This is a genomic window from Ruegeria faecimaris (genome assembly GCF_900182615.1).
Taxonomy (GTDB): Bacteria; Pseudomonadota; Alphaproteobacteria; order Rhodobacterales; family Rhodobacteraceae; genus Ruegeria; species Ruegeria faecimaris.
Genome location: NZ_FXTE01000003.1, coordinates 67,429 through 88,528 on the forward strand (window position 1 = coordinate 67,429; position 21,100 = coordinate 88,528).

Sequence of the window (21,100 nt, forward strand, 5' to 3'; positions counted from 1 at the left end):
TTTTGCGGGCTGTGTGGGGTTTTGAGCGAGGCAGTTAACTGCCTCGCATTGTGCCCTTATTCTCGACGGCCAAATTCTAGGAGGTGATTTCGGCCAAGAGAATTTCAGCTCTCTGCCAGCAGACAATAGATAATCATCGTCATCCGCTCGGTTGGAATGTGAAACCAGGCGAACTTCTCAAAGACGGATAACGGATTTTGCGCCAGGACTTCATCCATGGACATGCCCTGATCGACGAGGGGTTTCATCGTGTCCTTGATCGCAAGCATCAAATCGACCGAAGCCTGCATGTCGAACTTGTTATGTACGTGTATCTTCGCGACCTAAACCCATCTCTTTGATCCGGCTGTCTGGATGTAGACTCCGTTCCTAGTGAGGATGTTTCGATCAGAGCCTGCGGATTTCCGATCAGATCACGGGAAATTTCAAAGACCGCATGGTACTTTCCTTTTCAACATAAGTTCCATTTCTTTCCCGCGCAGGGTATGTCAGGCCTGACCCAGCGAACCTGGTTCGTGAAAATGATAGAGGTCGTGAAGCAAACTATGGTCGGTGAATTGAGTTCCGAGCAGGCCGTGCGCGGCGCGATCCAGACGCATTCGAGGCGCGTCTGGCGGTTTGGGCTTGCCCTGTCGGGTGCTTCCGATGTGGCCGATGATCTGTTGCAGGCCACTTGCCTGCGTGCACTTGAACGCCACCACCAGGTGACGTCATTTGAGCGGTTGGACAGTTGGCTGATGACGATCTGCCGTTCAATCTGGTTGAATGAGCTGCGTGCCCGCTCGGTCCGAAAAGCGCAGGCACTGTCGTTGACCCCAGAGTCAGAGCTGATTGCATCCGGACCGGACTCGGAAACGAATATATTCGCCGCCGAAGTGTTTACCCAAGTGATGCAGTTGCCAGAAGCACAGCGAGAAACGGTGATGCTGGTCTATGTCGAAGGCTATAGCTACCGCGAGGCCGCAGCATTGCTGGAGGTGCCAATAGGAACGATCATGAGCAGGCTGTCCAATGCGCGACAAAAACTGAAAGTCGTGATGCAGCATGAGGCGGCAGATGCCGTTCGACGGAGTCGCAAATGAAGTTTTCCGATGAAGTTCTCAAAGCGTATCTGGAAGGCAAAGCGAATGAAGCCGAGGCCCAGGCGATAGAAGCTGCGGTTGCGGCCGAACCCGAGCTTGAGGCGCGCCTGATGGGGCTTGATCCATTCGCACCGGTGGTACAAGCGGTGTTTGAACATGTCCCGGCCGAGATGCCCCGGATGGTTTTGCCTGACCCAAATGCCGAGATACAAACCAGTGGCGGTCCTCTGCGCCTGTTGGCAGTAGCTGCATCTGTCGCGGTGATTTCTGTGTCGGCCACATATTTGGTAACCAGGCCTCAGCCCATGGGGTGGGCTGAGCAGGCGGCGATCTATCAATCACTATATGCGGCGGACACGATCGCGGGGATGGACAGCTCGGAACAGGCGTTGACAACTCAGTTTGATCAGGCCGAGGCACAGCTGGGTCTGTCCTTGAGACGTGACACTCTTGAGGCGTTGCCGGGGATGGAATTGAAGCGTGCGCAGGTGTTGTCCTTCAGGGGCAAACCGTTGGTTCAAGTGGTCTTTGCGAATGAACAGGGCCAGCCTTTTGCCTTCTGTGTCATCCGTCAGGGTGCAGGCGCGCCAAGCAAGGATTTGAAAGAGGCAGTGCTCAGCGGGTTGGCGACGGCCACCTGGTCCAAAGACGGTTATGGCTATATGTTGATTGGTGACAGCGATCAGACTGACCTGGAAAGTAAGCTGGAAATTCTGACCGCAACCTTTGCAAGCTGAGGTCGCGTCAAAAACGCCTTGTGAACCTGCGGAAATACCAGAAATATAGCGGACATGACCACCACACCCGTCATTCCCGATCCGGATGAGGACGAGGACCCCCTCGGCCCGCGCAGTATCTATGATGATGACGACGCTGATGAGGATGATCTGTGGTTCCTGCCACCTGACGAAGAGGCCGTCGAGGATTTCCTGCCGCCCGGTCCAAGGGTCGACCGCAGTCTTTTGTTTGATCCCAGGGACTGGCGTGCGGCGCAGGCAGATCTGTCGTTGGAACTGGCCGACCTGGCAGTTAGTTTTGGCGCCTTGGACGAACGTTTGCGCGCCGGTCCGGATGGGTGGACACACCGGCTGGCGCTGATGGATGTATCCGATTTGGGATGGTGGACCGGAGACCGGATCAGCGTTGATCGGCTGGCGCTTTGGACCGGGCTTCGCATTGGTGCAACCGGGGATGATGTGCAGGCCCTGTACCGCGCGGGTTGGGCCGTACGGCGGCTAACATCCGGCGCCGCGCCATCGGATGGCGGGTGGGAGACCGGCCTGACAGCCTTTTTAGATCGTATTGCTCAGGGGATTGACGAAGTCCCCGAAGCCATCGCCGATCTTGCCGAAGTCATGCGCAATTCCGAGGGGCTGCACCCGGTGACGCAGGCCGCCATCGGTTTTCATGCCTGGCGGGCCCTGTCTCAAGGCATCGGACAGGATACCGAGGCTGCAATCATTGCCGCCCGTCATGCGGCCAAGATGGGGCGGGGCGGGGCTGTGTTCATGCCCTTGGTTCTGTCGGGTCCGGGTGCGTTGAGAGGTGTTGGTGAACCATCAGAAAAGCTTGCTGCCTGGATCAGGGGAACAGGGCAGGCGGTATTGTCCGCCTTGCTGCACCTGGACCGGGTCAGCGCCTGGGAGCAGCGCGCCAGAGAGACCACTGCAGAGTTGAGCGGGCGCACGCCACCAAGACTGATCGATGTGTTTACGGCCTGGCCAATGGTTTCGGCCCCATTGGCGGAAGAGCTGACTAAAGCCTCACGCGCTGCGGTTCAGCGCAACATTGACCGTTTCAGCCGGAGGGGCTTGATCCGCGAGGTGACAGGGCAGGGACGTTACAGAGTTTGGACAGCGGCGCTGTAGTCCAAACAGGGCCATCAGACCAAAATGCCCGGTCTGCCGCATTGAATACTAGCTTCCGCAGGTTTTTGCCTGTGCAGATGTGAATGCCCGTCCCATTTTTGCCCCCGCATTACTGGCTAGTGGGAACAGGTCTGAGGGCGGCAAAGTGTTTGGCCGGGTCGTATATATGTCAAAAGTGGTTCTTAAATCAAAAGTTTAACTCGCAATTTGTGAAAACTATTCTTGGTTGACGGTGTGGATGGCAAGCCACCTCAGGAGCAGTACTCCTTCGAAGGGTCCGGGCAGTGCTGTTGTCGAACAAACCATCATTTTAAATTGGGCTGTTGAAACATTATCCGGCCTATTGCCGTCAGCAGAGGATCGGCTAGAGGTAGGTTAACGTGTTATTGGCGAAGGTATGGATCCGTCATCCGATCTGGAGGATTTGGCGCAGGTCGAATAGTGACCGAGAATGCCCCGCTCCGACCCGCCGCCAATTCCGAGGCATGCCGATGCACCGTCTGAAAAAAGGCCTGACCAAATGAAGATCCAGGAAAACCGAACCTTTTCACAGCTCGAAGTCGGAGACGAAGCCCAGCTGACACGATTGTGCACGGTTGACGATCTTTACGCCTTCGCCTCGGCATCGGGGGATCACAATCCTCTGCATCTGGCGGCCTATGACGGTGACGGCGACGGCCACCCTGAGGCAGTGGCCCCTGCGCTTTGGCCCGCCGGTCTGGTGGCGGCCGTCTTGGGGAATATTTTGCCGGGCGCGGGAACCCAGACCCGCGCGGCCAATCTACGGTTTCACGCGATCGTTCTGGCCGGAGATGAGTTGACAGCAGTTGTTCGGGTTACAGAAAAATCCGACGATGGTGATGTTATCTGTACCGCCGAGGTTCGGCGTGTTGGCGACAGCACCCTGGTCCTGAGCGGAGATGTCCGAGTCACGCCGCCCGCAAAGCATATGGAATTCGATTCGATAGAGGTGCCGGGACTTATCGTACAACGCCACCGCCATTTCGAAGCGTTGCTGGCGAAAGCCAGACCCCTTGACCCGATGCCAACTGCTGTTGTTGCACCTGAAGAGCCAAACTCATTGGGGGGTGCTTTGCTGGGGTATAGCAACAGCATTATCACGCCGATCTTTGTGGGTGATCCCGGCAAAATCGCTGCCGCAGCCGAGGCACTGGGTGCCGATCTGTCCGGATTTGAAATTATCGAGGCCTATGGCCACCAAGCCGCCGCCCATCGCGCGGTTGACCTGGTGGTTGAGGGCAGGGCGCAAACACTGATGAAGGGGCATTTGCACACCGATGACCTGTTGCGCGCGGTTCTGCGCCGCGAAAACGGGTTGAGAACCGGGCGAAGGCTGTCACATATATTCGTTATGGATGTTCCAGGGATGTCGCGTCCGATCATGGTCACTGACGCGGCCGTGAATATTGCCCCTGACCTCGAAACCAAGGCTGATATTGTTCAGAATGCGATCCATCTGGCACATTCCATCGGGATTGAGACCCCAAAGGTAGGCGTGCTTTCAGCCATTGAGACGATCAACCCGCGCATGGCGTCGTCAGTTGATGCCGCCTTGCTGTCGAAGATGGCCGAGCGGGGTCAGATCACTGGAGGGTTGGTTGACGGCCCCTTGGCTATGGACAACGCGGTCGATCTGAATGCGGCACGCACCAAAGGGATTACGTCCGAGGTGGCTGGTGCTGCGGACATTCTTGTCGCCCCAAACATAGAAGCAGGCAATATGGTGGCGAAACAGCTGACATTCATCTCTCATGCCGAGGCGGCAGGGATCGTGGTCGGGGCTGCTGCACCGATTATCCTGACCTCGCGTTCGGATGATGACGACTCGCGTCTGGCGTCCTGCGCGGTGGCGGCGCTTCATGCATATGCAAGTAAAGGCAAACTCCATGGCTGACCATGTTCTGGCACTGAACGCCGGGTCCTCATCACTGAAATTCGCGCTGTACGAACTGGTTGATGACAACCGTCCCAGCATGCGGTGGCGCGGACAAATAGAACGTTTAGGTGATGCACCACGCCTATTGGCCCAGTCGGCAGGCGGCAGATCAGTAGATCGTCCCCTGTCGAGCACCAAAAGCCATGATGAAGCAATCCACGCATTTCTTGAAATGGCGCGGGAATATCTTCCTGACATTCATGTGTGCGCGATAGGTCATCGCGTAGTGCATGGAGGAACAGTCTATTCCGAGCCTGTGCGCGTGGATGACACCGTCATCAACATTTTAGAAGGGTTTATTCCCTTTGCTCCTCTGCATCAGCCCTACAGTCTTGCGGGTATTCGCGCAGCCAGCGCTGCCTTCCCCGGAACAACTCAGGTTGCCTGTTTTGACACGGCGTTTCATCGCACCCATCCGTGGGTAAACGACACCTTTGCCTTGCCGAAAAGCTACTATGACAAAGGCGTTCGCCGCTATGGGTTCCACGGGCTGAGCTATGACTACATTTCGAACAAGCTGAAAGAAACGGCACCGGGTCTGTATGATGGCCGTGTGGTTATCGCCCATCTTGGAAACGGGGCATCCATGTGCGCGGTTTCAGGTGGGCGCGCTGTGGCCTCGACCATGGGGTTCTCGGCGCTTGACGGGTTGCCGATGGGCACGCGCTGCGGTCAGCTGGATCCAGGTGTCGTGCTGTATATGCTGCAGCAGGACGGAATGACCGCAGAAGAGATTGCCGAAATGTTGTACAGAAAATCCGGCCTGCTGGGCCTGTCGGGGATATCATCGGATATGCGCACGTTGCTGGCCGCTGATACGCCCGAAGCCCGAAAGGCAATCGACTATTACGTCTTCCGTATCCGGCGAGAGCTTGGTGCCCTGTCGGCCGCACTTGAAGGGATTGATGCGCTTGTCTTCACCGGTGGCGTTGGTGAGAATGCGGCCCAGATCCGGCAGATGGTTTGTGATGGAATGCGATGGATCGGGATCGAAATGGATCACGCCAGGAATGCCGATGGTGGAACAGTCCTGTCCACGGATTTCAGTCGTGTCCGGATTCTGACGATCCCCACAAATGAGGAGATGGTGATCGCGCGGGCTGCGGTGAATTTTCTGGAATAGGTCTTATTCGTTCGGCGTTTCTTTCCGGCGCCGGGCGTATTTCAGCAGCATGCTCAGCAAGGTCGTGATGGCTTCGGGCGCCAGTACGCCAACCGGGTCGCGGCGAATTCCGGCTACGGTGTTTTGGACCTCGGCCAGGGAATCCCTGATTTCAGATTCAATGTCTTGCAGCGCCATATCCCGAAGTTCGACTGCGGCTGAGGTATCGCCGTGTTGGTTTATCGAATTGGCGAGCAGAACCAGAATCAAAGCAAGTACCAGATTGGTCCCCGCCACAAGTATCGCAGCAACGGGTTTCGACAGGATCGCGGAAAGCCAGAAAAATCCGGCGAGATTCAGCATGATGATCGCCAGGCCCACCGCCACTCCGGCGGCTATGTAAAACCCGGCCCGTTTCACGGAGATCGCAAGCTGTGCGCGTGCGATCAAGCGTTCAGCGCGCAAAATGACTGAGACATTGCGGGATATGCGGCTCATGGGCGTCTCCTAGCGTGACCGGCCAAGCATGTAGCCTAGGGCAAAAATACCGGCGGCAAACAGAATTGATTTTCTGTGCGGCAGATCTTCGAATTCCTCAAGTATATCGTCAAGCTGTGTGGACCAGGATTCGAGGTTATCTGTAAGCCGGTCGGCGATGGTTTCGTGCGGCGGGGCGTCAGCCCCTTTATCTGGCGAAGCGTTTTTTGCCGGTGACTGCTCGGCAAGTTGCCGTCGCAACTCTGCGATCTCTGCTTCAAGCTCGGCTTTTGTCACCATTGCTCAGGCTCCTTCCCGGCGGACCACTATCAGCTTGCCAGTATCGCCCATGGTAGACTGATTTTCCGATTTAGTAAAAGGGGCTTATCGGGTTCAAAGCCGGTGCCAGCGCGCCTATGCGCCAATGTCAATAATCCGCAACCAGCAGGAAATCCGGGATTGTGTCTTCCTCGATTGTCGCAAAGCGAGGGATCGGCTGTTCGAAGACGTTGTCGGTTCGGTCGTCATTGACGGTAGACACTTCGCCAATCAAACAATCGCCTTTTTCCGCCCAGAACGCGTGCCAGATACCCGGCATCAAGGTCACGCTTTGACCGGGCTTTAGCCGCAGCAGTTCGCCAGGTTGAAGCGTCACAGGGCAGTTGTCGCTAGGCACGGTCACAGGGGTATCGCGGTCAATGCCGCCCTGAGGGTCTGAGGCGTAGATTTCCATCACCAGATCGCCACCGCCCCGGTTGATGATATCCTCGGCTTTGACGATGTGCCGGTGCATCGGCGAAAGCTGCTTGTCCCGCGACACCAGCAGTTTCTCGGCATAGAGCATGCCTTGCCCCTTGTTCAGATCGCTGACATCGCCATTGCGTAGGGTGAACAGGAACAGGCCAAGTTCGTCAAACCGACCCTGGCCATAGTCGGTTATGTCCCACCCAAGCCCGCGTTCACGGATACCGGCGGCCTGTTCGCTGCGCATTTTCTCGGGCGACCAATCCGCAAAGGGCGGCAGCACCGCGCCAAAGGAACGGATAAAGGCCTCGGCCTCGGATTTGATTTCGTTGATTTCGGAACGTTTCATCGGCTTCTTCGTTGGGTCAGAGTTCATGGGCCCAGGGCGGGTTTGCCCCGGCGCGCGCGACAGTTACAGCGGCGACTTCCGCCCCTTTCGAAAGGGCTACGCGCAGGGCGTTTGCTGGCAATGTGCGCAATTCGGATTTTGTTAAGTGGCCTGATTGATCTAGGGCGGACAAGACGCCTGCGTTGAAAGTGTCACCGGCGCCAACGGTGTCGACGACCTCGACCTTTTTTACGGGAACAGAAACGTCGGACCCGTCTGCAAGATACCCGATCGCGCCTTCGCTGCCCCGGGTGACGATCACCACCGAAGGTCCTGCCTGCAGCAACAGCGGAACTTTCTCAGCAAGGCTTTCTGGGCCCGGAATGATCCAGTTCAGATCTTCGTCCGAGACCTTGACGATATCCGCTTGCGCAATCATGCGGTTCAGCCGGGTGCGATACCGGGTCTGATCCCGGATGAAATCCGGGCGAATGTTTGGGTCCAACATGACGGCGCGCTCTGATCCAAAGCGGTCAAGCACCGCCGCATAGGCATCTGCGCAAGGCTCGCATGCCAGACTGATCCCGCCCAGATACAGCGCCGAGACCGAGGGCAGATGGGTTGGCATATCCTCTGGCGTCAACATCCGTCCGGCCGAGTTTTCATCGACGAAACTGTAGGCTGCCTGCCCATCCTTGAGCTGTACAAATGCCAATGTAGTCGGGCGGTCCGAGTGGATTACCCGGTCGGAGTCAACATGGCTGGCCTTGAGGGCGGCCATAAGCTGTTGCCCGAACATGTCAGAGGAAAGCCCGGTCAGCAGACCCACCGGCGTATCCAATCGACCCAGGGCAATAGCCGTGTTGAAAATCGCACCGCCAGAATGGGGCACAAACCCCAGTTCGCCCGAGATCGTGGGCGTCTCGATCATATCGATCAGGGCTTCACCACAGCATAGGATCATGCCGGGACCTTTCTGTTTCTGAAACGTGCGGTCAGACTACCGCCTTAGCGCATTTTTACAGAAATTGTTAGCGCCAACAATGCCAAATTCATCCTGTTCCGAGACATACAGGTTCATGGATCGGCGCAACTCGCTGAACCGGCCTCCGGCATTAAAGGCGTCTCGGAAGGCGTCCTTGAACAGCCAGCGGTTCTTTTCGGCCACGCCGCCCACAAGGAACACGCCACCGGCAGGCATCATGACGATCGCCAGATCGCCCATGACCGCGCCTAGATGTGTGGTGAACATATGCGCGGCCTTGACGGCATGGGCATCGGTTCCGTCGCGTGCATCCTGAAGGATATCGCGCGCGGTTCGGGGCTCGGCCTTTGCCCGACCCCCTGCCAGTTCGATGGCCTGATAGAGGATCGGCAAACCCGTACCGCTGAGAAACATTTCCGCCTCAAGTGTCAGGGTGTCGTCAAAAAAACACTCGGGGGCCACCAGCCGCGCGGCGTTGAATATTTCGACCTCGTCCTGACTTCGGGGCGAGAGGCCGATATGGCCGCCTTCGCCGGACACCGTGTGATAGCGGCCATTCGAATATAGCAGCGATCCGACACCTAGCCCGGTTCCAGGCCCGACGACCAGACGAGTGCCGGTCGGCGGATGCTTGGCCCCTTGCAAGACTTCAACATTGTCATGGGAAATTTCGGCAACAGACCACGCAGCGGCAGTGAAGTCGTTGATCACAAAGGTATGTCGGGCGCCCGTTGCCTGAGCGATATCATCCTCTGACAGATCAAGTTGGGCGTTGGTCAGCCTGATTGTACCGTTGCGGACAGGTCCTGCCCCGGCGGCAACCACGGCCCGTGGGTCGGTTCCGATCTCGTCGCGCAGGCTGTGAAAGGCTTCGAGCAATTCGGGCAGCTTGCCGGTGGGGTATTTGTGCAGATCTGTCAGCTCACCATTGGTGATAACGCCAAGCCGCGTATTGGTGCCGCCGATATCGGCCACGAGGTTCCAATGGTCGTGCATGGCCCCAGCCGGTTGCGCCAGCGGCAAGGACACGGTGCCTCCCGTCAGGGCCTTTTGTACTGCGGTGTAGGATGCCTTGGGTGTCCGTTCCATCGTCTGAAAGTCCACGTCCACAAGGCCGAACCGCTTCTCATATCCCAGCGCCCATTCGTAGTTGTCCAGCAGGGACCAGATGAAGTAACCCTTGATCGGCACGCCCTGTGCCAAGGCGTCCTGTACCGCCGATAGATGTTGGTTCAGATAGTCGATCCGGTCGCTATCCTGCTGCCGTTCGGGGCTGGCCATGCCATTTTCCGTCACCAGAATCGGCAGGTCCCCGGTGTAATCCTGCTTGGTGCGGGTCAGAAACCGGGTCAGGGCGGCGGGTTCGATCTCCCACCCCATCTGAGTTTTGGGCAGCGGGCCGGCGATTTCCTGCAGACTGGGCCAGGTGGTCTCCGAAGGCGCAATCAACTTGCGGGTATAGTAGTTCAGACCACACCAATCGACCGGCGTACCGATGATGTCGAAATCATCCTGCCAGCCAGCGGGCAGGTAGGGCTCTAACCCCTCCCGAACGTTGTCTGGATAGGCCTTGTTGAAAACGCCGCCCAGAAAGAACCGGTTGTAGATGCCGTCATACAGATCAGCCGCGCGGCGCGCTTCGGGGCTGTCATCTGCGGGTTCGGCCCATTCCAGGTTGAAAACCGCGCCCAGGTTGGACATGCCAAGGCCCCGCATCGCGTCGATGGCGCTGCCATGGGCCAGAAGGACGTGGTGCATCGCGCGGGCGGTTGCACGGATGTCGCGCAGACCCGGGGCGTGATGGCCTTCGAAATGGCTCAGCCAGCTGACGCACCACGGCTCATTTATGGGGGCGACGCTGTACATCCGATCGCCGATGCGGCCCATGATGACCTCGGTGAAATCGGCGAACCACCCGGCGATATCTCGATTGCGCCAGCCGCCCAGATCGGCCAGAAACGAAGGTAGTTCCCAATGGTAAAGCGTGGCGCAGGGGCGGATACCGCGTTCCAGCAGCGCATCGGCCAGCCGATCATAGTAATCCAGCCCGGCCTCATTCACCTGACCACGGCCTTCGGGCAGAACCCGCGCCCAGCTGGTTGAAAACCGGTAGCAATCAAAGCCGCCATCGCGCACCAGATCCAGATCCTGCGGGAACCGGTTCAGGTGGTCACAGGCCAGATCCCCGTTTTCATTTCGCACAACATTGCCGGGGGTCCTGGCAAAGGTATCCCAATGGGTTTGCCCGGCCCCTCCCTGTGCGTGGCCTTCGATCTGATAGGCCGAGGTTGCGACGCCAAAGAGGAAATCTTTGGGGAAATCAGTGCGGTTGTATTTCATATTCAGAACCTGTTGGGGGCGGGGCCGGTCGAGCCGCCAACTACCAGCTCAGCCTCCAGCAATCTAGTTTTGGCCGGGTCTTCGGGCGCATTTATTCGTTCGATCAGCATTTCGGCAGCTATTTCACCGGCCAACCGAACCGAGGATCGCGTGGCGGTGAAGATCGGTACATCCTGCCCGTTTTTCAGATAGGACAGGTCGTCATCATGGGCGATCACCGAAACATCGCGGCCCATCTGCAGCCCTGCTTCGTTCAATGCCCGCCGAACTCCGATGGCCGAAATCATTGACGAAACCAGGATGGCGGTCGGAGGATTCTTAAGTTGAGCCATATCGCGCGCTTCGTGGTGGCCATATACCTCTGTCATCTCGGCGCTGCGCATCAATTCAGGGTCCGGTGACAGACCGGCTTGATTCAGGGCCTGCAGGTAACCGGCCCGGCGGCGTTGGGCGAAATCCATATCTTCAAGTCCGTTGATAAGGGCGATCCGTCGATGCCCCAGGTCAATCAGAAACTGGGTGGCGCGCATGAACGAGCTTTTGTTGTTCACATCAACCCAGTCATAGGGCGCGTCAATTCCAGTGGATCGTCCGTGCACAATGAAGGGCGCGCCCATGCGATTGAGGACTTCAATCCGCTGCTCGTTCACCTTGGGGCCCTGCAGAACGACACCGTCCACGGCACCACGCTGAAACAGGTCGCGATAGGCGCGTTCAATAGATGTGTCGTCGGCGCTGGTGAACATCATGTCATAGCCGTGTTCAGCATATCTACGAGCAGCCCCGGCGACAAAATCGCCAAAGATTGGGTTCACCATTTCATGCTGGGATGAGCTGGGAATCACGTGCCCGATCACGTGTGATCGACCTGTCGCCAGACCCTTGGCCCGGCTGTTCGGGCGGTACCCGTGTTTTGTTGCGGCGGCCTGAACCCTTGTGCGCGTGGCTTCGCTGACCTCGGGGTATCCGTTCAGCGCACGGCTGACGGTTGTTTGGGACAAACCAAGGATTTCAGAGAGCTGCTTAAGGTTCATATTTGTTCAAAGCGCCTACAAATTACTGCGTATTCCTGTTTTTGCGGGCATTTTCTCTGGTGGTCAACAGATTTCACGAACATCTCGTTTGATATTTATATTTATGGTCCTTCGCAAAGCAATCGTTGACAGGTGGAGGCTGTTAGCGCATAAACTCACTCCAGCCAAAGCGCTTTGGATATTTAAGACCAAAGGCCGAGATATCGTTGGGAGGAGAAATTCATGAAACACTCGCTTTATGCTGGCGTCGCCGCATTTACCCTGATCGGGGGCGTCGCACAGGCCGACAAGGTTACCGTATTCGGCCCGTGGCTGGGGCCGGACCAAGAGAATGTCGAAAAGGTTCTGGATGGGTTCGCGGCGGCGACCGGGCATGAGTACAGCTATGTCGGCTCGGACAGCTTTGAGCAGCAAATCAGAATTGATGCCGAAGCCGGATCGGCTCCCAACGTAGCAGTGTTCCCTCAGCCCGGTCTGGCGTCAGATATGGCCAAGGCAGGTTTCCTGACTCCCCTGAGTGAAGGAACCGCGGATTGGATTCGCGACAACTATGCGGCTGGTCAGTCCTGGGTGGATCTGGGAACCTACCAAGGTCCGGACGGGCAGGATCACCTATATGGCTTCTTCTACAAGGTCGACGTGAAGTCGCTGGTTTGGTTCGTGCCGGAAAACTTCGAAGATGCCGGTTATGAGATTCCGACTACGATGGAAGAGCTCAAGGCGCTGTCCGATCAAATCGTTGCTGATGGCGAAACGCCATGGTGCATCGGGCTGGGTTCCGGCGGAGCGACAGGTTGGCCAGCGACTGACTGGGTTGAAGACATGATGCTGCGCACGTTGCCGCCCGAAGATTATGACGCCTGGGTCGCCAACAAATTGAAATTTAACGATCCTAAGGTTGTCGCCGCGATTGAAGAATTCGGAGCGTTTGCGCGCAACGATGATTACGTGGCCGGCGGAGCCGGCGCGGTTGCAACGACTGACTTCCGTGACAGCCCGAAGGGCATGTTCAGCTCGCCTCCGCAATGCTACATGCACCGTCAGGCTTCGTTCATTCCGGCCTTCTTCCCTGAAGGCACGGTTGTGGGCGAGGATGCCGATTTCTTCTATTTCCCGGCCTATGAAGGTAAGGATCTCGGCAGCCCGGTCCTTGGGGCCGGAACAGTTTGGGCAATCACCAATGACAGCCCGGGCGCGCATGCGCTGATGAAATACCTGGAGACACCCGAGGCGCATGAAGCCTGGATGGCTCTGACCGGGTTCCTGACGCCGCACAAAGGCGTCGATACCTCGGTCTTCTCAGACCCAACGCTGAAGAAGATGAACGACATTCTTCTTGGTGCAACGACGTTCCGGTTTGACGGTTCTGACCTGATGCCGGGCGGCGTGGGTGCAGGCACCTTCTGGACTGGTATGGTCGACTATACGGGCGGAACACCTGCCCAGGACGTCGCCGACGAAATCCAATCCTCGTGGGACGCGCTGGACTAAAGCGTCTGAGATTGGGCAACCCGCTCTGCCGGGTTGCCCGAACCTATCGTCGCAAGGGAGAGCGGCATGCACCCGGCATTTCAAGGCCTGCTGACCATCGCCATCGGCGTGTCAGGTTGCGTGGGCTACTTCTATCTATCCAATCAGTTTCTGGACAAAGTTCTGTTCCCGCCTCGGGGGCCGAATGCTGGCCGGAATATCAACCGCGCGAACATGATCCGGCCTTGGTTGTTTCTGTTCCCAGCGCTGGCTGCTTTGGGCTTGTATCTGGCCTATCCGGTTGTCGAAACCCTACGCCTGTCACTGACTGATCGTGTCCCGGGCGGCGGCTACAAATGGGTCGGGCTGGACAACTATATCCAGATGGCCAAGGAGCCCAAGTTTTGGGAAGCCATGCGCAACAACATGTTATGGCTGATCGTGGTGCCTGCAATGTCGACAGCGTTTGGCCTATTGGTGGCTCAGCTGACCGACCGCATCCGCTGGGGCAACATCGCCAAGTCTCTGATTTTCATGCCGATGGCCATCTCGTTCGTGGGGGCCTCGGTGATCTGGAAGCTGGTCTATGACACCCGTCCGGTTGAGCAGGACCAGATCGGGATGCTGAACGCGCTTTACATCTTTTTCGGAGGGGTCGAGCCGCAGACATGGTTGACCATTCCCTTCTGGAACAGCTTTTTTCTTATGGTTGTGCTGGTCTGGATTCAGACTGGTTTTGCCATGGTCATCCTGTCAGCCGCCCTGCGCGGCATTCCCGAGGAAACCATCGAAGCTGCCATTCTGGATGGGGCCAATCCGTTCCAGATTTTCTTCCGTATCAAGGTGCCGCAGATCAAGACCACCATCCTGGTGGTCTGGACCACGATCACCATCACTGTGCTCAAGGTATTTGACATCGTGTTTGCCATGACAAACGGCCAGTGGGAAACGCAGGTTCTGGCCAATTACATGTATGACAAGCTGTTCCGCACCAATGACTGGGGCGTGGGCTCGGCTTCGGCCATGGTGATCATGCTGCTGGTGGCACCGATCCTTGTCTGGAATGTGCGCAATGCGCGCAAAGAGATGGAGTAGGCCATGAGCGAAATAGCAGGAACCAAACCCGCCCTTCGCTGGGCTGTCCATGCCTCGGTTCTTTTTCTGGTCGTGCTCTGGGTGGTGCCGACGCTGGGGCTGTTGATCTCATCCTTTCGTACTGCCGACCAGATTGCCACAAGCGGCTGGTGGCGGTCGTTGTTCCCATCCGAGCAGAACCTGACCCTGCGCGCTGCAGCACCTGAAACTCAGGTGCTGGAGAATGGCGTTTACGTGATCGAAGGCAACCTGTTCGAGGCGGGCACACAGGCGGCGATCTCAAAATGGGGCACCAGTTCCCGGGCGATTGATGATTTTGTACCCGGTGACACGGCAGAGCTGCGCAAGGGTGGCACGATCACGGTGGATGCCGACGGCAAATACCGGATGGAAAACACCGAAGAATTCACCGGCAGTCGCGGCACGCGCGTCTTTGTGACGGCGGAACTGCCTCCCGAGTTCACCCTGGCCAATTACCACAAGGTCCTGCTTGCTGAAGACAGCACTGACAGTATGGGGCGGGCGTTTTTCAACACGCTGACGGTCACGATACCGGCGACGATCATTCCGATCCTAGTAGCCGCCTTTGCCGCTTATGCGCTGGCTTGGATGGATTTCCCAGGTCGGGCACTGTTAATCGCCGCGGTTGTTGGCCTGTTGGTGGTGCCGCTGCAACTGGCACTGATCCCACTGCTGAAATTTCACCTGAGCATCGGAATTGAGAAAGGCTATCTGGGCGTCTGGATGGCCCATACCGGGTTCGGGATGCCATTGGCCATCTACCTGTTGCGCAACTACATGGCCGGGCTGCCGCGCGATCTGATCGAAAACGCACGTGTAGACGGCGCGACCGAGTTCCAGATCTTTACCAAACTGATCCTGCCACTCAGCTTTCCGGCATTGGCGTCTTTTGCCATCTTCCAATTTCTCTGGACTTGGAATGATCTGTTGGTTGCCAAAGTGTTCCTAATCGATGCGTCCGGCCAGACCACAGTGATGACAAACCGGATTGTCGAGCTGCTTGGAACGCGGGGTGGAAACTGGGAAATCCTTGCCACGGCGGCGTTCGTCTCGATCGCTGTGCCGTTGGCTGTTTTCTTCGCAATGCAAAAATACCTGGTCCGTGGTCTGCTGGCCGGGTCGGTCAAATAGAGGCGTCTGATGAACGTGCAGAACACAGCAGAACTTTCCAATGCAACCAAGGTGGCCGCTGACTGGTGGCGTGGTGGCGTCATCTATCAGATCTATCCGCGCAGCTTTCAGGACAGCAATGGTGACGGGATCGGAGACCTGAAAGGCATCACCCAGCGATTGGGGTACATTGCCTCTCTGGGCGTTGATGCGATCTGGATTTCGCCCTTCTTCAAATCTCCGATGAAGGATTTCGGATATGACGTCAGCGACTATCGCGATGTTGATCCGATGTTCGGCACGATGGAGGATTTTCGGGACCTGCTGGATCACGCCCATGCCCAGGGGTTGAAGGTGATGATTGATCTGGTTCTGTCGCACACGTCAGACCAGCACCCTTGGTTCAGCGAAAGCCGCGCCAGCCGTGAAAACGCCAAATCCGATTGGTATGTCTGGGCCGATCCAAAACCGGACGGTACGCCGCCGAACAACTGGTTGTCGATTTTCGGGGGCTCGGCCTGGCAGTGGGACTCGCGACGTTTGCAGTATTATTTGCACAACTTCCTCACCTCGCAGCCGGATCTGAACTTTCACTGTCCGGATGTGCAAGACGCCTTGCTGGATGTTGCCAGGTTCTGGCTTGATCTGGGTGTCGATGGGTTTCGTCTGGATACAATCAACTTCTATTTCCACGACGAACAGTTGCGAGATAATCCTGCCCTGCCCGTCGATCAGCGCAATGCCTCAATCGCGCCGATGGTAAACCCGTATAACCATCAGGACCACCTGTTCTCCAAAAGCCAGCCCGAGAACATTGCCTTTCTGGAACGCCTGCGGGCCCTGACCGATCAATATGAAGGTCGCGCCTGTCTGGGCGAGGTGGGCGACGCACAGCGCGGGCTTGAGATAATGGGCGAATACACCAGCGGTAATAAGCGCATGCACATGTGCTATGCGTTTGAGTTCCTTGAAAAGCGCGCTTTGACTGCCAGCTATGCACAGCAGGTATTTGATCAGCTCGAGGACAAAGCAGGTGATGCCTGGCCTTGCTGGGCATTTTCGAACCATGACGTGGAACGTCACGCGTCGCGCTGGCGTCTGGACGATGCAGCCGCCAGACAGCATGCAGTTTTGATGATGTGCATGCGCGGCTCGGCCTGCTTGTATCAAGGCGAAGAGTTGGGCCTGCCCGAGGCGGACGTGGCCTTTGACGATCTGCAAGACCCGTATGGCGTCGAATTCTGGCCTGAGTTCAAGGGCCGCGACGGATGCCGGACGCCGATGGTTTGGGCTGCGCAGGATGAACAATCGGGCTTTAGCACCGGCAAGCCTTGGTTGCCTGTCAGTGACCCTCAGGCCGAGCGTGCCGTGGATCGATCAGAGGCTGAGCCCAAGTCCATGCTTCACCACTATCGTCGTGCGATTGCATTCCGCCATGCCCATCCGGCTTTGATGTTGGGGGCGCAAAAGAACATGACGCAGATCGGGACCGTTTTGACCTTCACGCGTGAAGATCAAGCGGAAGAGGTGTTCTGCGCATTTAACCTCGGTACCGAACGTTCCGAAGTAATCTTGCCAGGCTGGAACTGGCGCGTGATCGGAGAAGAGCTGGGTGGCGTCGCGGGAACGGGGACAGTGTCTCTGGGTGCTGCACAATTCTGCCTGCTGTTGAGGGAGAAGGAATAAACCATGTCAGAGCTAAACCTCACAGATGTAGCCAAAACCTATGGCAATGTGGATGTTCTGAAGAACATCAATCTTGAGATTGAGCGGGGCGAGTTGATCGTTTTCGTCGGGCCTTCGGGCTGTGGCAAATCCACCTTGCTGCGCATGGTCGCCGGGTTGGAAAAGATCTCGGGCGGAACGCTCGAGATTGAAGGGCAGGTGATGAACGATGTGCCGCCAGCACAGCGAGGTATCGCGATGGTGTTCCAAAGCTATGCGCTGTACCCGCATATGACCGTTCGCGAAAACATGGCCTTTGCGCTGAAGATAGCCAAAATGCCGGCGGCTGAAGTTGGCGCCGCGGTCGATCGGGCGGCCCGCATCCTACAGCTTGAACCTTATCTGGACCGGTTGCCCAAAGCGCTATCCGGTGGTCAGCGTCAGCGTGTCGCAATCGGGCGCGCCATTGTTCGCGACCCCAAGGTTTACCTGTTCGACGAACCGCTTTCGAACCTGGACGCGGCGCTGCGTGTCGCCACCCGGATCGAAATCGCTCGCCTGAAAGAGGCGATGCCGGACAGCACGATGATCTATGTCACCCATGATCAGGTCGAAGCGATGACATTGGCCAGTCGGATCGTCGTGCTGGCCAACAAGGGGATCGCTCAGGTTGGGACGCCGCTGGAACTATATGAGACGCCCGACAATGAGTTTGTCGCGCAATTCATCGGTTCACCAGCAATGAACCTGCTGCCCGGAGTGATCACTCAAACTGGTGCGCAGACTGTCGTAAAACTGGACGGTGGCGGAAAGGCCGTTTCGGCGATTGCAACCGAGGCCGATGACGAAGGCAAGCAGGTGAAGATTGGCGTGCGACCCGAAGATTTTGTGTCTGTTGACGGCGATCCAATTCTCGAAGGAGTCGTGGACTTTACCGAAGCCCTGGGTGAGGTGACGTTATTATATTTCGCGGTCGAGGATGGGACGGATGCCCTTATTGCCAAGCTTCCGGGCGTTCAGAAGAATATGCGGGGCAAGACCGTGATGGTCTCTGCGAATCCTGACAAGGTTCATTTGTTCCATCAGGGTGTTTCCATGCGGAAATAACCCTTTCCAACACGGTTCTTGACAAGACCCCTGATGCTGTTTCAACTTGATTGAAACGTTTCATTTTGTGGTAGAACCGTGGAAATGCGAGTTTCAGCGCAGTTATACACAGTCCGGCAGGTTGGGGATTTGGCGGCCCAGCTTGACTTGGTGCGTGCCTGCGGGTTCACCGATATTGAAACGGTCGGGTTCCACGATCTTACCCCCAAGCAGGTTACCAATGTGGTTAGACAGGCTGGTTTCACCGTTCGATCGGCCCATTTTGACTGGGAAGAATTTGAAACACGGTTTGATGACATTCTTAGAATGCTTGAAGCTTTGGAATGCTCTGTGGCGGTCATGCCTTGGCTGTCGCCCAAGGCTCGGCCCGACACAGCTGAGGGATGGAAGGCAGTGTCGGGCCGGTTGTCGGAATGGGCTGATGCCTTGTCGGCAAACGGTGTGCGCCTTGCCTATCATAACCACGATTTTGACCTTGTCGATCTTGGGCAGGGCTCGCCATTGGATATGGTCCTGTCGCATGAGGCCATTGGATGGCAGCCGGATATCGGTTGGCTGTATTCGGCGCTTTCTGACCCCGCTGCACTGCTGAGCCGTTATTCCGACCGGATCGTTTCCGTCCATGCTAAAGACGTTGATCCATTGGCCGGACAAGGCGACGAGCGCTGGCGAAATCTGGGGCAGGGGGTTGTGGACTGGCCTCTGGTCCTGCGTGTTCTGGCTGACAGTCCCTGCGCTGACCTTTTTGTGGAACATGATGAAACTGCCGATCACGCGCAAACATTGCAGACGGGACATGACCTGTTGATGCGAATGCGCAGCGTTGAGGTGACATAGTGGCGCGCGCGACGATCAAGTCGATTGCAAAGCAGACGGGGTTTTCTGTCGGAACCGTCTCGAACGCGCTGCGTGGTGCGGAAACCGTCAAGAAAGAAACGCGGCAGCAGATTCAGTTCGCCGCCGAACAGCTTGGATACCGGGTCAATCTGGACGGGCTGAAGCTGCGGACAAAAAAGTCCTATCGCATCGGCGTTCTGGTCAGCGTGTCACCTGATTCAGATGAAGAATGGGAAGGTGTCGAATTCACACGCATTGTCGCGGGTATTTCGCGGGCTTTGAAAGGGTCGCGTTATGAACTTGGCGTTCACAGCGTGGCGGGCCTGCAGGGAACGATGGCGACGCTGAAGGAAATCGTTCAGAACGGATTGGCGGACGGGGTGATATTCTCGGGTACGCGCCACGCCGATCCGCGCATTGCCTATCTGCAACAGAATGGTTTCCCCTTTGTCACCATGGGTATGAGCGACAGCGGCAGATCACATGCCTATGTCGATATCGACAGTCAGGCAGCAGGTCACGATGCAACGCAACGATTGCTAGCCTTGGGGCATAGCCGGATTGCCCTGGTGAACCCGCCGGATGACCTGGTTTATGCGACGCAACGCCGAACGGGCTATGCCCAGGCGTTCAGAGCGTCCGGTCTGACCGTTGACCCGACCCTGATCTTCAGCGGGCCTACGACCGCACGAACGGGGTATAATGCCTTTGAGGCTTTGATGCGGCTATCCGACAGGCCAACCGCGATCATCTGCGCGAACGAAGCCATGACCTTGGGTGTGCTTTCTGCTGCCCATGCGGCGGGTGTTGAGGTCGGTCGCGAACTGACCGTGATCTCGACCGATGATCTGCAACTTAGCCGTTATTTTGTCCCTCCGCCCAGCACCTATTACGTCCCTATTGAGGAAACCAGTCGATTGCTGGGTGAGTATATGCTCAAGGCTTTGGACGGGGTTGACCCGTCCGAAACACAAAAAAAGATCAGGGCCATTTTGATCGAGCGGCAACCTGACACAGTCGCGCCGGAAGCGGCGCTAAACACCTGAACCAACAAAGGAGTAACCGGAGATGTTAAGAAACCTATTTGCCGCCGCCGCCCTGACCGCGCTTGCCGCGCCTGCTGTGTTTGCAGCGGATCTTGAAGGGCGCGTACTTAAGATCGGAACAGATGCCACCTATCCGCCCATGGAGACGGTCGATGAGTCCACGGGTCAGATTGTGGGATTTGATGTCGATGTCATGAATGCGATCTGTGAAAAGGTGAACTGCGTCCCGAATTTCGTAAATACAGCCTGGGATGGGATCTTTGCCGCGCTTCAGCAAGGGGAGTTCGACCTCGTGATCTCGGGCGTCTCGATCACGCCTGAACGCGAAGAAAACATGGATTTTTCCGAGCCTTATATCATTGTAAGTCAGGCGATCCTGCTGCAGGTCGACAATGCTGACATGACGTTGGATGACTTCAAAGCAGGTGGTCAGAAGCTAGCCGCGCAGACTGGCACCACCAATGCCCAGCTGGCCGAAGAACTGGTGGGACGCGAGAATGTCAGCCTGTATGACAATTTCTCTGCTGCGATCCTGGCGTTGCAGAATGCTGACGTACAGGGGGTAATCATTGATGGAACCTCGGCATCGGCATATGAACAGGAATTTGCCGGGGAATTGGCTGTAGGCATCACAGGCCTTCAGTCTGATCCGCTGGGTATTGTGTTTCAGGAAGGTGACGCAACCGTTGACGCCATAAACGAAGGGCTGGCCGCCATTCAGGCTGACGGTACGATGGACGCATTGGTTGCCAAATACTGGGGCACTGATTGAGCCGTTGAAACCCTTTCTGACCCGGCGGGAAAACCTGCCGGGTCACGCATAACCCGAGGG

General features: G+C 57.1%; 20 protein-coding genes and 1 pseudogene. 13 read left to right on the forward strand and 8 right to left on the reverse strand.

The window, feature by feature from the left end:
• Positions 1–104: 104 nt before the first annotated feature.
• Positions 105–290, reverse strand: a complete 186-nt coding sequence (locus tag FN806_RS08585) for a hypothetical protein (RefSeq protein ID WP_142636105.1) — start codon at positions 288–290, stop codon at positions 105–107.
• Positions 291–485: 195 nt separating this feature from the next.
• On the opposite strand from FN806_RS08585, the gene FN806_RS08590 reads away from it, so the two are divergent.
• From FN806_RS08590 to FN806_RS08610, 5 genes are all read left to right on the forward strand, one after another.
• Positions 486–1,082, forward strand: coding sequence for an RNA polymerase sigma factor (locus tag FN806_RS08590; protein ID WP_246097204.1), 597 nt, complete (start codon positions 486–488; stop codon positions 1,080–1,082).
• Complete coding sequence (locus FN806_RS08595; protein ID WP_142636107.1) at positions 1,079–1,819, forward strand: hypothetical protein; 741 nt, start codon at positions 1,079–1,081, stop codon at positions 1,817–1,819. Before FN806_RS08590 ends, FN806_RS08595 begins: the two co-directional genes overlap by 4 nt.
• Positions 1,820–1,873: 54 nt before the next feature.
• On the forward strand, positions 1,874–2,950 hold the full coding sequence (locus FN806_RS08600) for a helix-turn-helix domain-containing protein (RefSeq protein WP_142636109.1): 1,077 nt from the start codon (positions 1,874–1,876) through the stop codon (positions 2,948–2,950).
• A gap of 520 nt (positions 2,951–3,470) precedes the next feature.
• Positions 3,471–4,865, forward strand: a complete 1,395-nt coding sequence (locus FN806_RS08605) for a bifunctional enoyl-CoA hydratase/phosphate acetyltransferase (RefSeq protein ID WP_142636111.1) — start codon at positions 3,471–3,473, stop codon at positions 4,863–4,865.
• Positions 4,858–6,030: an acetate/propionate family kinase gene (locus FN806_RS08610; RefSeq protein WP_142636113.1), complete on the forward strand. Its 1,173-nt coding sequence runs from the start codon at positions 4,858–4,860 to the stop codon at positions 6,028–6,030. Before FN806_RS08605 ends, FN806_RS08610 begins: the two co-directional genes overlap by 8 nt.
• 3 nt (positions 6,031–6,033) lie before the next feature.
• Here the strand turns inward: FN806_RS08610 and FN806_RS08615 are convergent, their stop codons facing one another.
• From FN806_RS08615 to FN806_RS08640, 7 genes and pseudogenes are all read right to left on the reverse strand, one after another.
• Positions 6,034–6,507 carry a hypothetical protein gene (locus FN806_RS08615; RefSeq protein ID WP_142636115.1) on the reverse strand — a complete coding sequence of 158 codons (474 nt, stop codon included), beginning with the start codon at positions 6,505–6,507 and terminating at the stop codon, positions 6,034–6,036.
• Between the two features lie 9 nt (positions 6,508–6,516).
• On the reverse strand, positions 6,517–6,786 hold the full coding sequence (locus FN806_RS08620; RefSeq protein ID WP_142636117.1) for a hypothetical protein: 270 nt from the start codon (positions 6,784–6,786) through the stop codon (positions 6,517–6,519).
• Positions 6,787–6,913: 127 nt separating this feature from the next.
• Complete coding sequence (locus tag FN806_RS08625; RefSeq protein ID WP_142636119.1) at positions 6,914–7,579, reverse strand: D-lyxose/D-mannose family sugar isomerase; 666 nt, start codon at positions 7,577–7,579, stop codon at positions 6,914–6,916.
• Between the two features lie 16 nt (positions 7,580–7,595).
• A complete protein-coding gene (locus FN806_RS08630; RefSeq protein ID WP_142636120.1) occupies positions 7,596–8,522 on the reverse strand; it encodes a carbohydrate kinase family protein in 927 nt (308 codons plus the stop codon).
• Between the two features lie 36 nt (positions 8,523–8,558).
• A complete protein-coding gene (locus tag FN806_RS20655; RefSeq protein ID WP_246097222.1) occupies positions 8,559–9,539 on the reverse strand; it encodes a glucokinase in 981 nt (326 codons plus the stop codon).
• 39 nt (positions 9,540–9,578) lie between these two features.
• Positions 9,579–10,883 (reverse strand): annotated as a pseudogene (locus tag FN806_RS20660) (GH1 family beta-glucosidase); the annotation flags it as partial.
• 2 nt (positions 10,884–10,885) lie between these two features.
• Positions 10,886–11,917 carry a LacI family DNA-binding transcriptional regulator gene (locus FN806_RS08640; RefSeq protein WP_142636124.1) on the reverse strand — a complete coding sequence of 344 codons (1,032 nt, stop codon included), beginning with the start codon at positions 11,915–11,917 and terminating at the stop codon, positions 10,886–10,888.
• 222 nt (positions 11,918–12,139) lie between these two features.
• On the opposite strand from FN806_RS08640, the gene FN806_RS08645 reads away from it, so the two are divergent.
• The 8 genes from FN806_RS08645 to FN806_RS08680 all read left to right on the forward strand — a co-directional run bounded on the left by FN806_RS08645 (position 12,140) and on the right by FN806_RS08680 (position 21,040).
• Entirely contained in the window at positions 12,140–13,408 is a 1,269-nt protein-coding gene (locus FN806_RS08645; protein WP_142636126.1) for an ABC transporter substrate-binding protein, read from the forward strand.
• Positions 13,409–13,474: 66 nt separating this feature from the next.
• On the forward strand, positions 13,475–14,482 hold the full coding sequence (locus tag FN806_RS08650; RefSeq protein WP_142636127.1) for a carbohydrate ABC transporter permease: 1,008 nt from the start codon (positions 13,475–13,477) through the stop codon (positions 14,480–14,482).
• 3 nt (positions 14,483–14,485) lie between these two features.
• Positions 14,486–15,634, forward strand: a complete 1,149-nt coding sequence (locus FN806_RS08655) for a carbohydrate ABC transporter permease (RefSeq protein ID WP_142636129.1) — start codon at positions 14,486–14,488, stop codon at positions 15,632–15,634.
• A gap of 9 nt (positions 15,635–15,643) precedes the next feature.
• Positions 15,644–17,299: an alpha-amylase family glycosyl hydrolase gene (locus FN806_RS08660; RefSeq protein WP_142636131.1), complete on the forward strand. Its 1,656-nt coding sequence runs from the start codon at positions 15,644–15,646 to the stop codon at positions 17,297–17,299.
• A 3-nt stretch (positions 17,300–17,302) separates the two neighbouring features.
• The gene (locus FN806_RS08665) at positions 17,303–18,385 is read left to right on the forward strand and encodes an ABC transporter ATP-binding protein (protein WP_142636133.1); all 1,083 of its coding nucleotides are present in this window, start codon (positions 17,303–17,305) and stop codon (positions 18,383–18,385) included.
• An 84-nt stretch (positions 18,386–18,469) separates the two neighbouring features.
• Positions 18,470–19,222 carry a sugar phosphate isomerase/epimerase family protein gene (locus tag FN806_RS08670; protein WP_142636135.1) on the forward strand — a complete coding sequence of 251 codons (753 nt, stop codon included), beginning with the start codon at positions 18,470–18,472 and terminating at the stop codon, positions 19,220–19,222.
• Positions 19,222–20,268, forward strand: coding sequence for a LacI family DNA-binding transcriptional regulator (locus FN806_RS08675; protein WP_142636137.1), 1,047 nt, complete (start codon positions 19,222–19,224; stop codon positions 20,266–20,268). Before FN806_RS08670 ends, FN806_RS08675 begins: the two co-directional genes overlap by 1 nt.
• Positions 20,269–20,290: 22 nt before the next feature.
• The gene (locus FN806_RS08680; protein ID WP_142636138.1) at positions 20,291–21,040 is read left to right on the forward strand and encodes a basic amino acid ABC transporter substrate-binding protein; all 750 of its coding nucleotides are present in this window, start codon (positions 20,291–20,293) and stop codon (positions 21,038–21,040) included.
• Positions 21,041–21,100: the final 60 nt, after the last annotated feature.

Excerpts from the sequence above, each read along its gene's own strand:
- FN806_RS08585 (WP_142636105.1), bottom strand. The coding sequence starts at position 290 with ATGCAGGCTTCGGTCGATTTGATGCTTGCGATCAAGGACACGATGAAA.
- FN806_RS08590 (WP_246097204.1), top strand. The coding sequence starts at position 486 with ATGTCAGGCCTGACCCAGCGAACCTGGTTCGTGAAAATGATAGAGGTC.
- FN806_RS08595 (WP_142636107.1), top strand. The coding sequence starts at position 1,079 with ATGAAGTTTTCCGATGAAGTTCTCAAAGCGTATCTGGAAGGCAAAGCG.
- FN806_RS08600 (WP_142636109.1), top strand. The coding sequence starts at position 1,874 with ATGACCACCACACCCGTCATTCCCGATCCGGATGAGGACGAGGACCCC.
- FN806_RS08605 (WP_142636111.1), top strand. The coding sequence starts at position 3,471 with ATGAAGATCCAGGAAAACCGAACCTTTTCACAGCTCGAAGTCGGAGAC.
- FN806_RS08610 (WP_142636113.1), top strand. The coding sequence starts at position 4,858 with ATGGCTGACCATGTTCTGGCACTGAACGCCGGGTCCTCATCACTGAAA.
- FN806_RS08615 (WP_142636115.1), bottom strand. The coding sequence starts at position 6,507 with ATGAGCCGCATATCCCGCAATGTCTCAGTCATTTTGCGCGCTGAACGC.
- FN806_RS08620 (WP_142636117.1), bottom strand. The coding sequence starts at position 6,786 with ATGGTGACAAAAGCCGAGCTTGAAGCAGAGATCGCAGAGTTGCGACGG.
- FN806_RS08625 (WP_142636119.1), bottom strand. The coding sequence starts at position 7,579 with ATGAAACGTTCCGAAATCAACGAAATCAAATCCGAGGCCGAGGCCTTT.
- FN806_RS08630 (WP_142636120.1), bottom strand. The coding sequence starts at position 8,522 with ATGATCCTATGCTGTGGTGAAGCCCTGATCGATATGATCGAGACGCCC.
- FN806_RS20655 (WP_246097222.1), bottom strand. The coding sequence starts at position 9,539 with ATGCACGACCATTGGAACCTCGTGGCCGATATCGGCGGCACCAATACG.
- FN806_RS08640 (WP_142636124.1), bottom strand. The coding sequence starts at position 11,917 with ATGAACCTTAAGCAGCTCTCTGAAATCCTTGGTTTGTCCCAAACAACC.
- FN806_RS08645 (WP_142636126.1), top strand. The coding sequence starts at position 12,140 with ATGAAACACTCGCTTTATGCTGGCGTCGCCGCATTTACCCTGATCGGG.
- FN806_RS08650 (WP_142636127.1), top strand. The coding sequence starts at position 13,475 with ATGCACCCGGCATTTCAAGGCCTGCTGACCATCGCCATCGGCGTGTCA.
- FN806_RS08655 (WP_142636129.1), top strand. The coding sequence starts at position 14,486 with ATGAGCGAAATAGCAGGAACCAAACCCGCCCTTCGCTGGGCTGTCCAT.
- FN806_RS08660 (WP_142636131.1), top strand. The coding sequence starts at position 15,644 with ATGAACGTGCAGAACACAGCAGAACTTTCCAATGCAACCAAGGTGGCC.
- FN806_RS08665 (WP_142636133.1), top strand. The coding sequence starts at position 17,303 with ATGTCAGAGCTAAACCTCACAGATGTAGCCAAAACCTATGGCAATGTG.
- FN806_RS08670 (WP_142636135.1), top strand. The coding sequence starts at position 18,470 with ATGCGAGTTTCAGCGCAGTTATACACAGTCCGGCAGGTTGGGGATTTG.
- FN806_RS08680 (WP_142636138.1), top strand. The coding sequence starts at position 20,291 with ATGTTAAGAAACCTATTTGCCGCCGCCGCCCTGACCGCGCTTGCCGCG.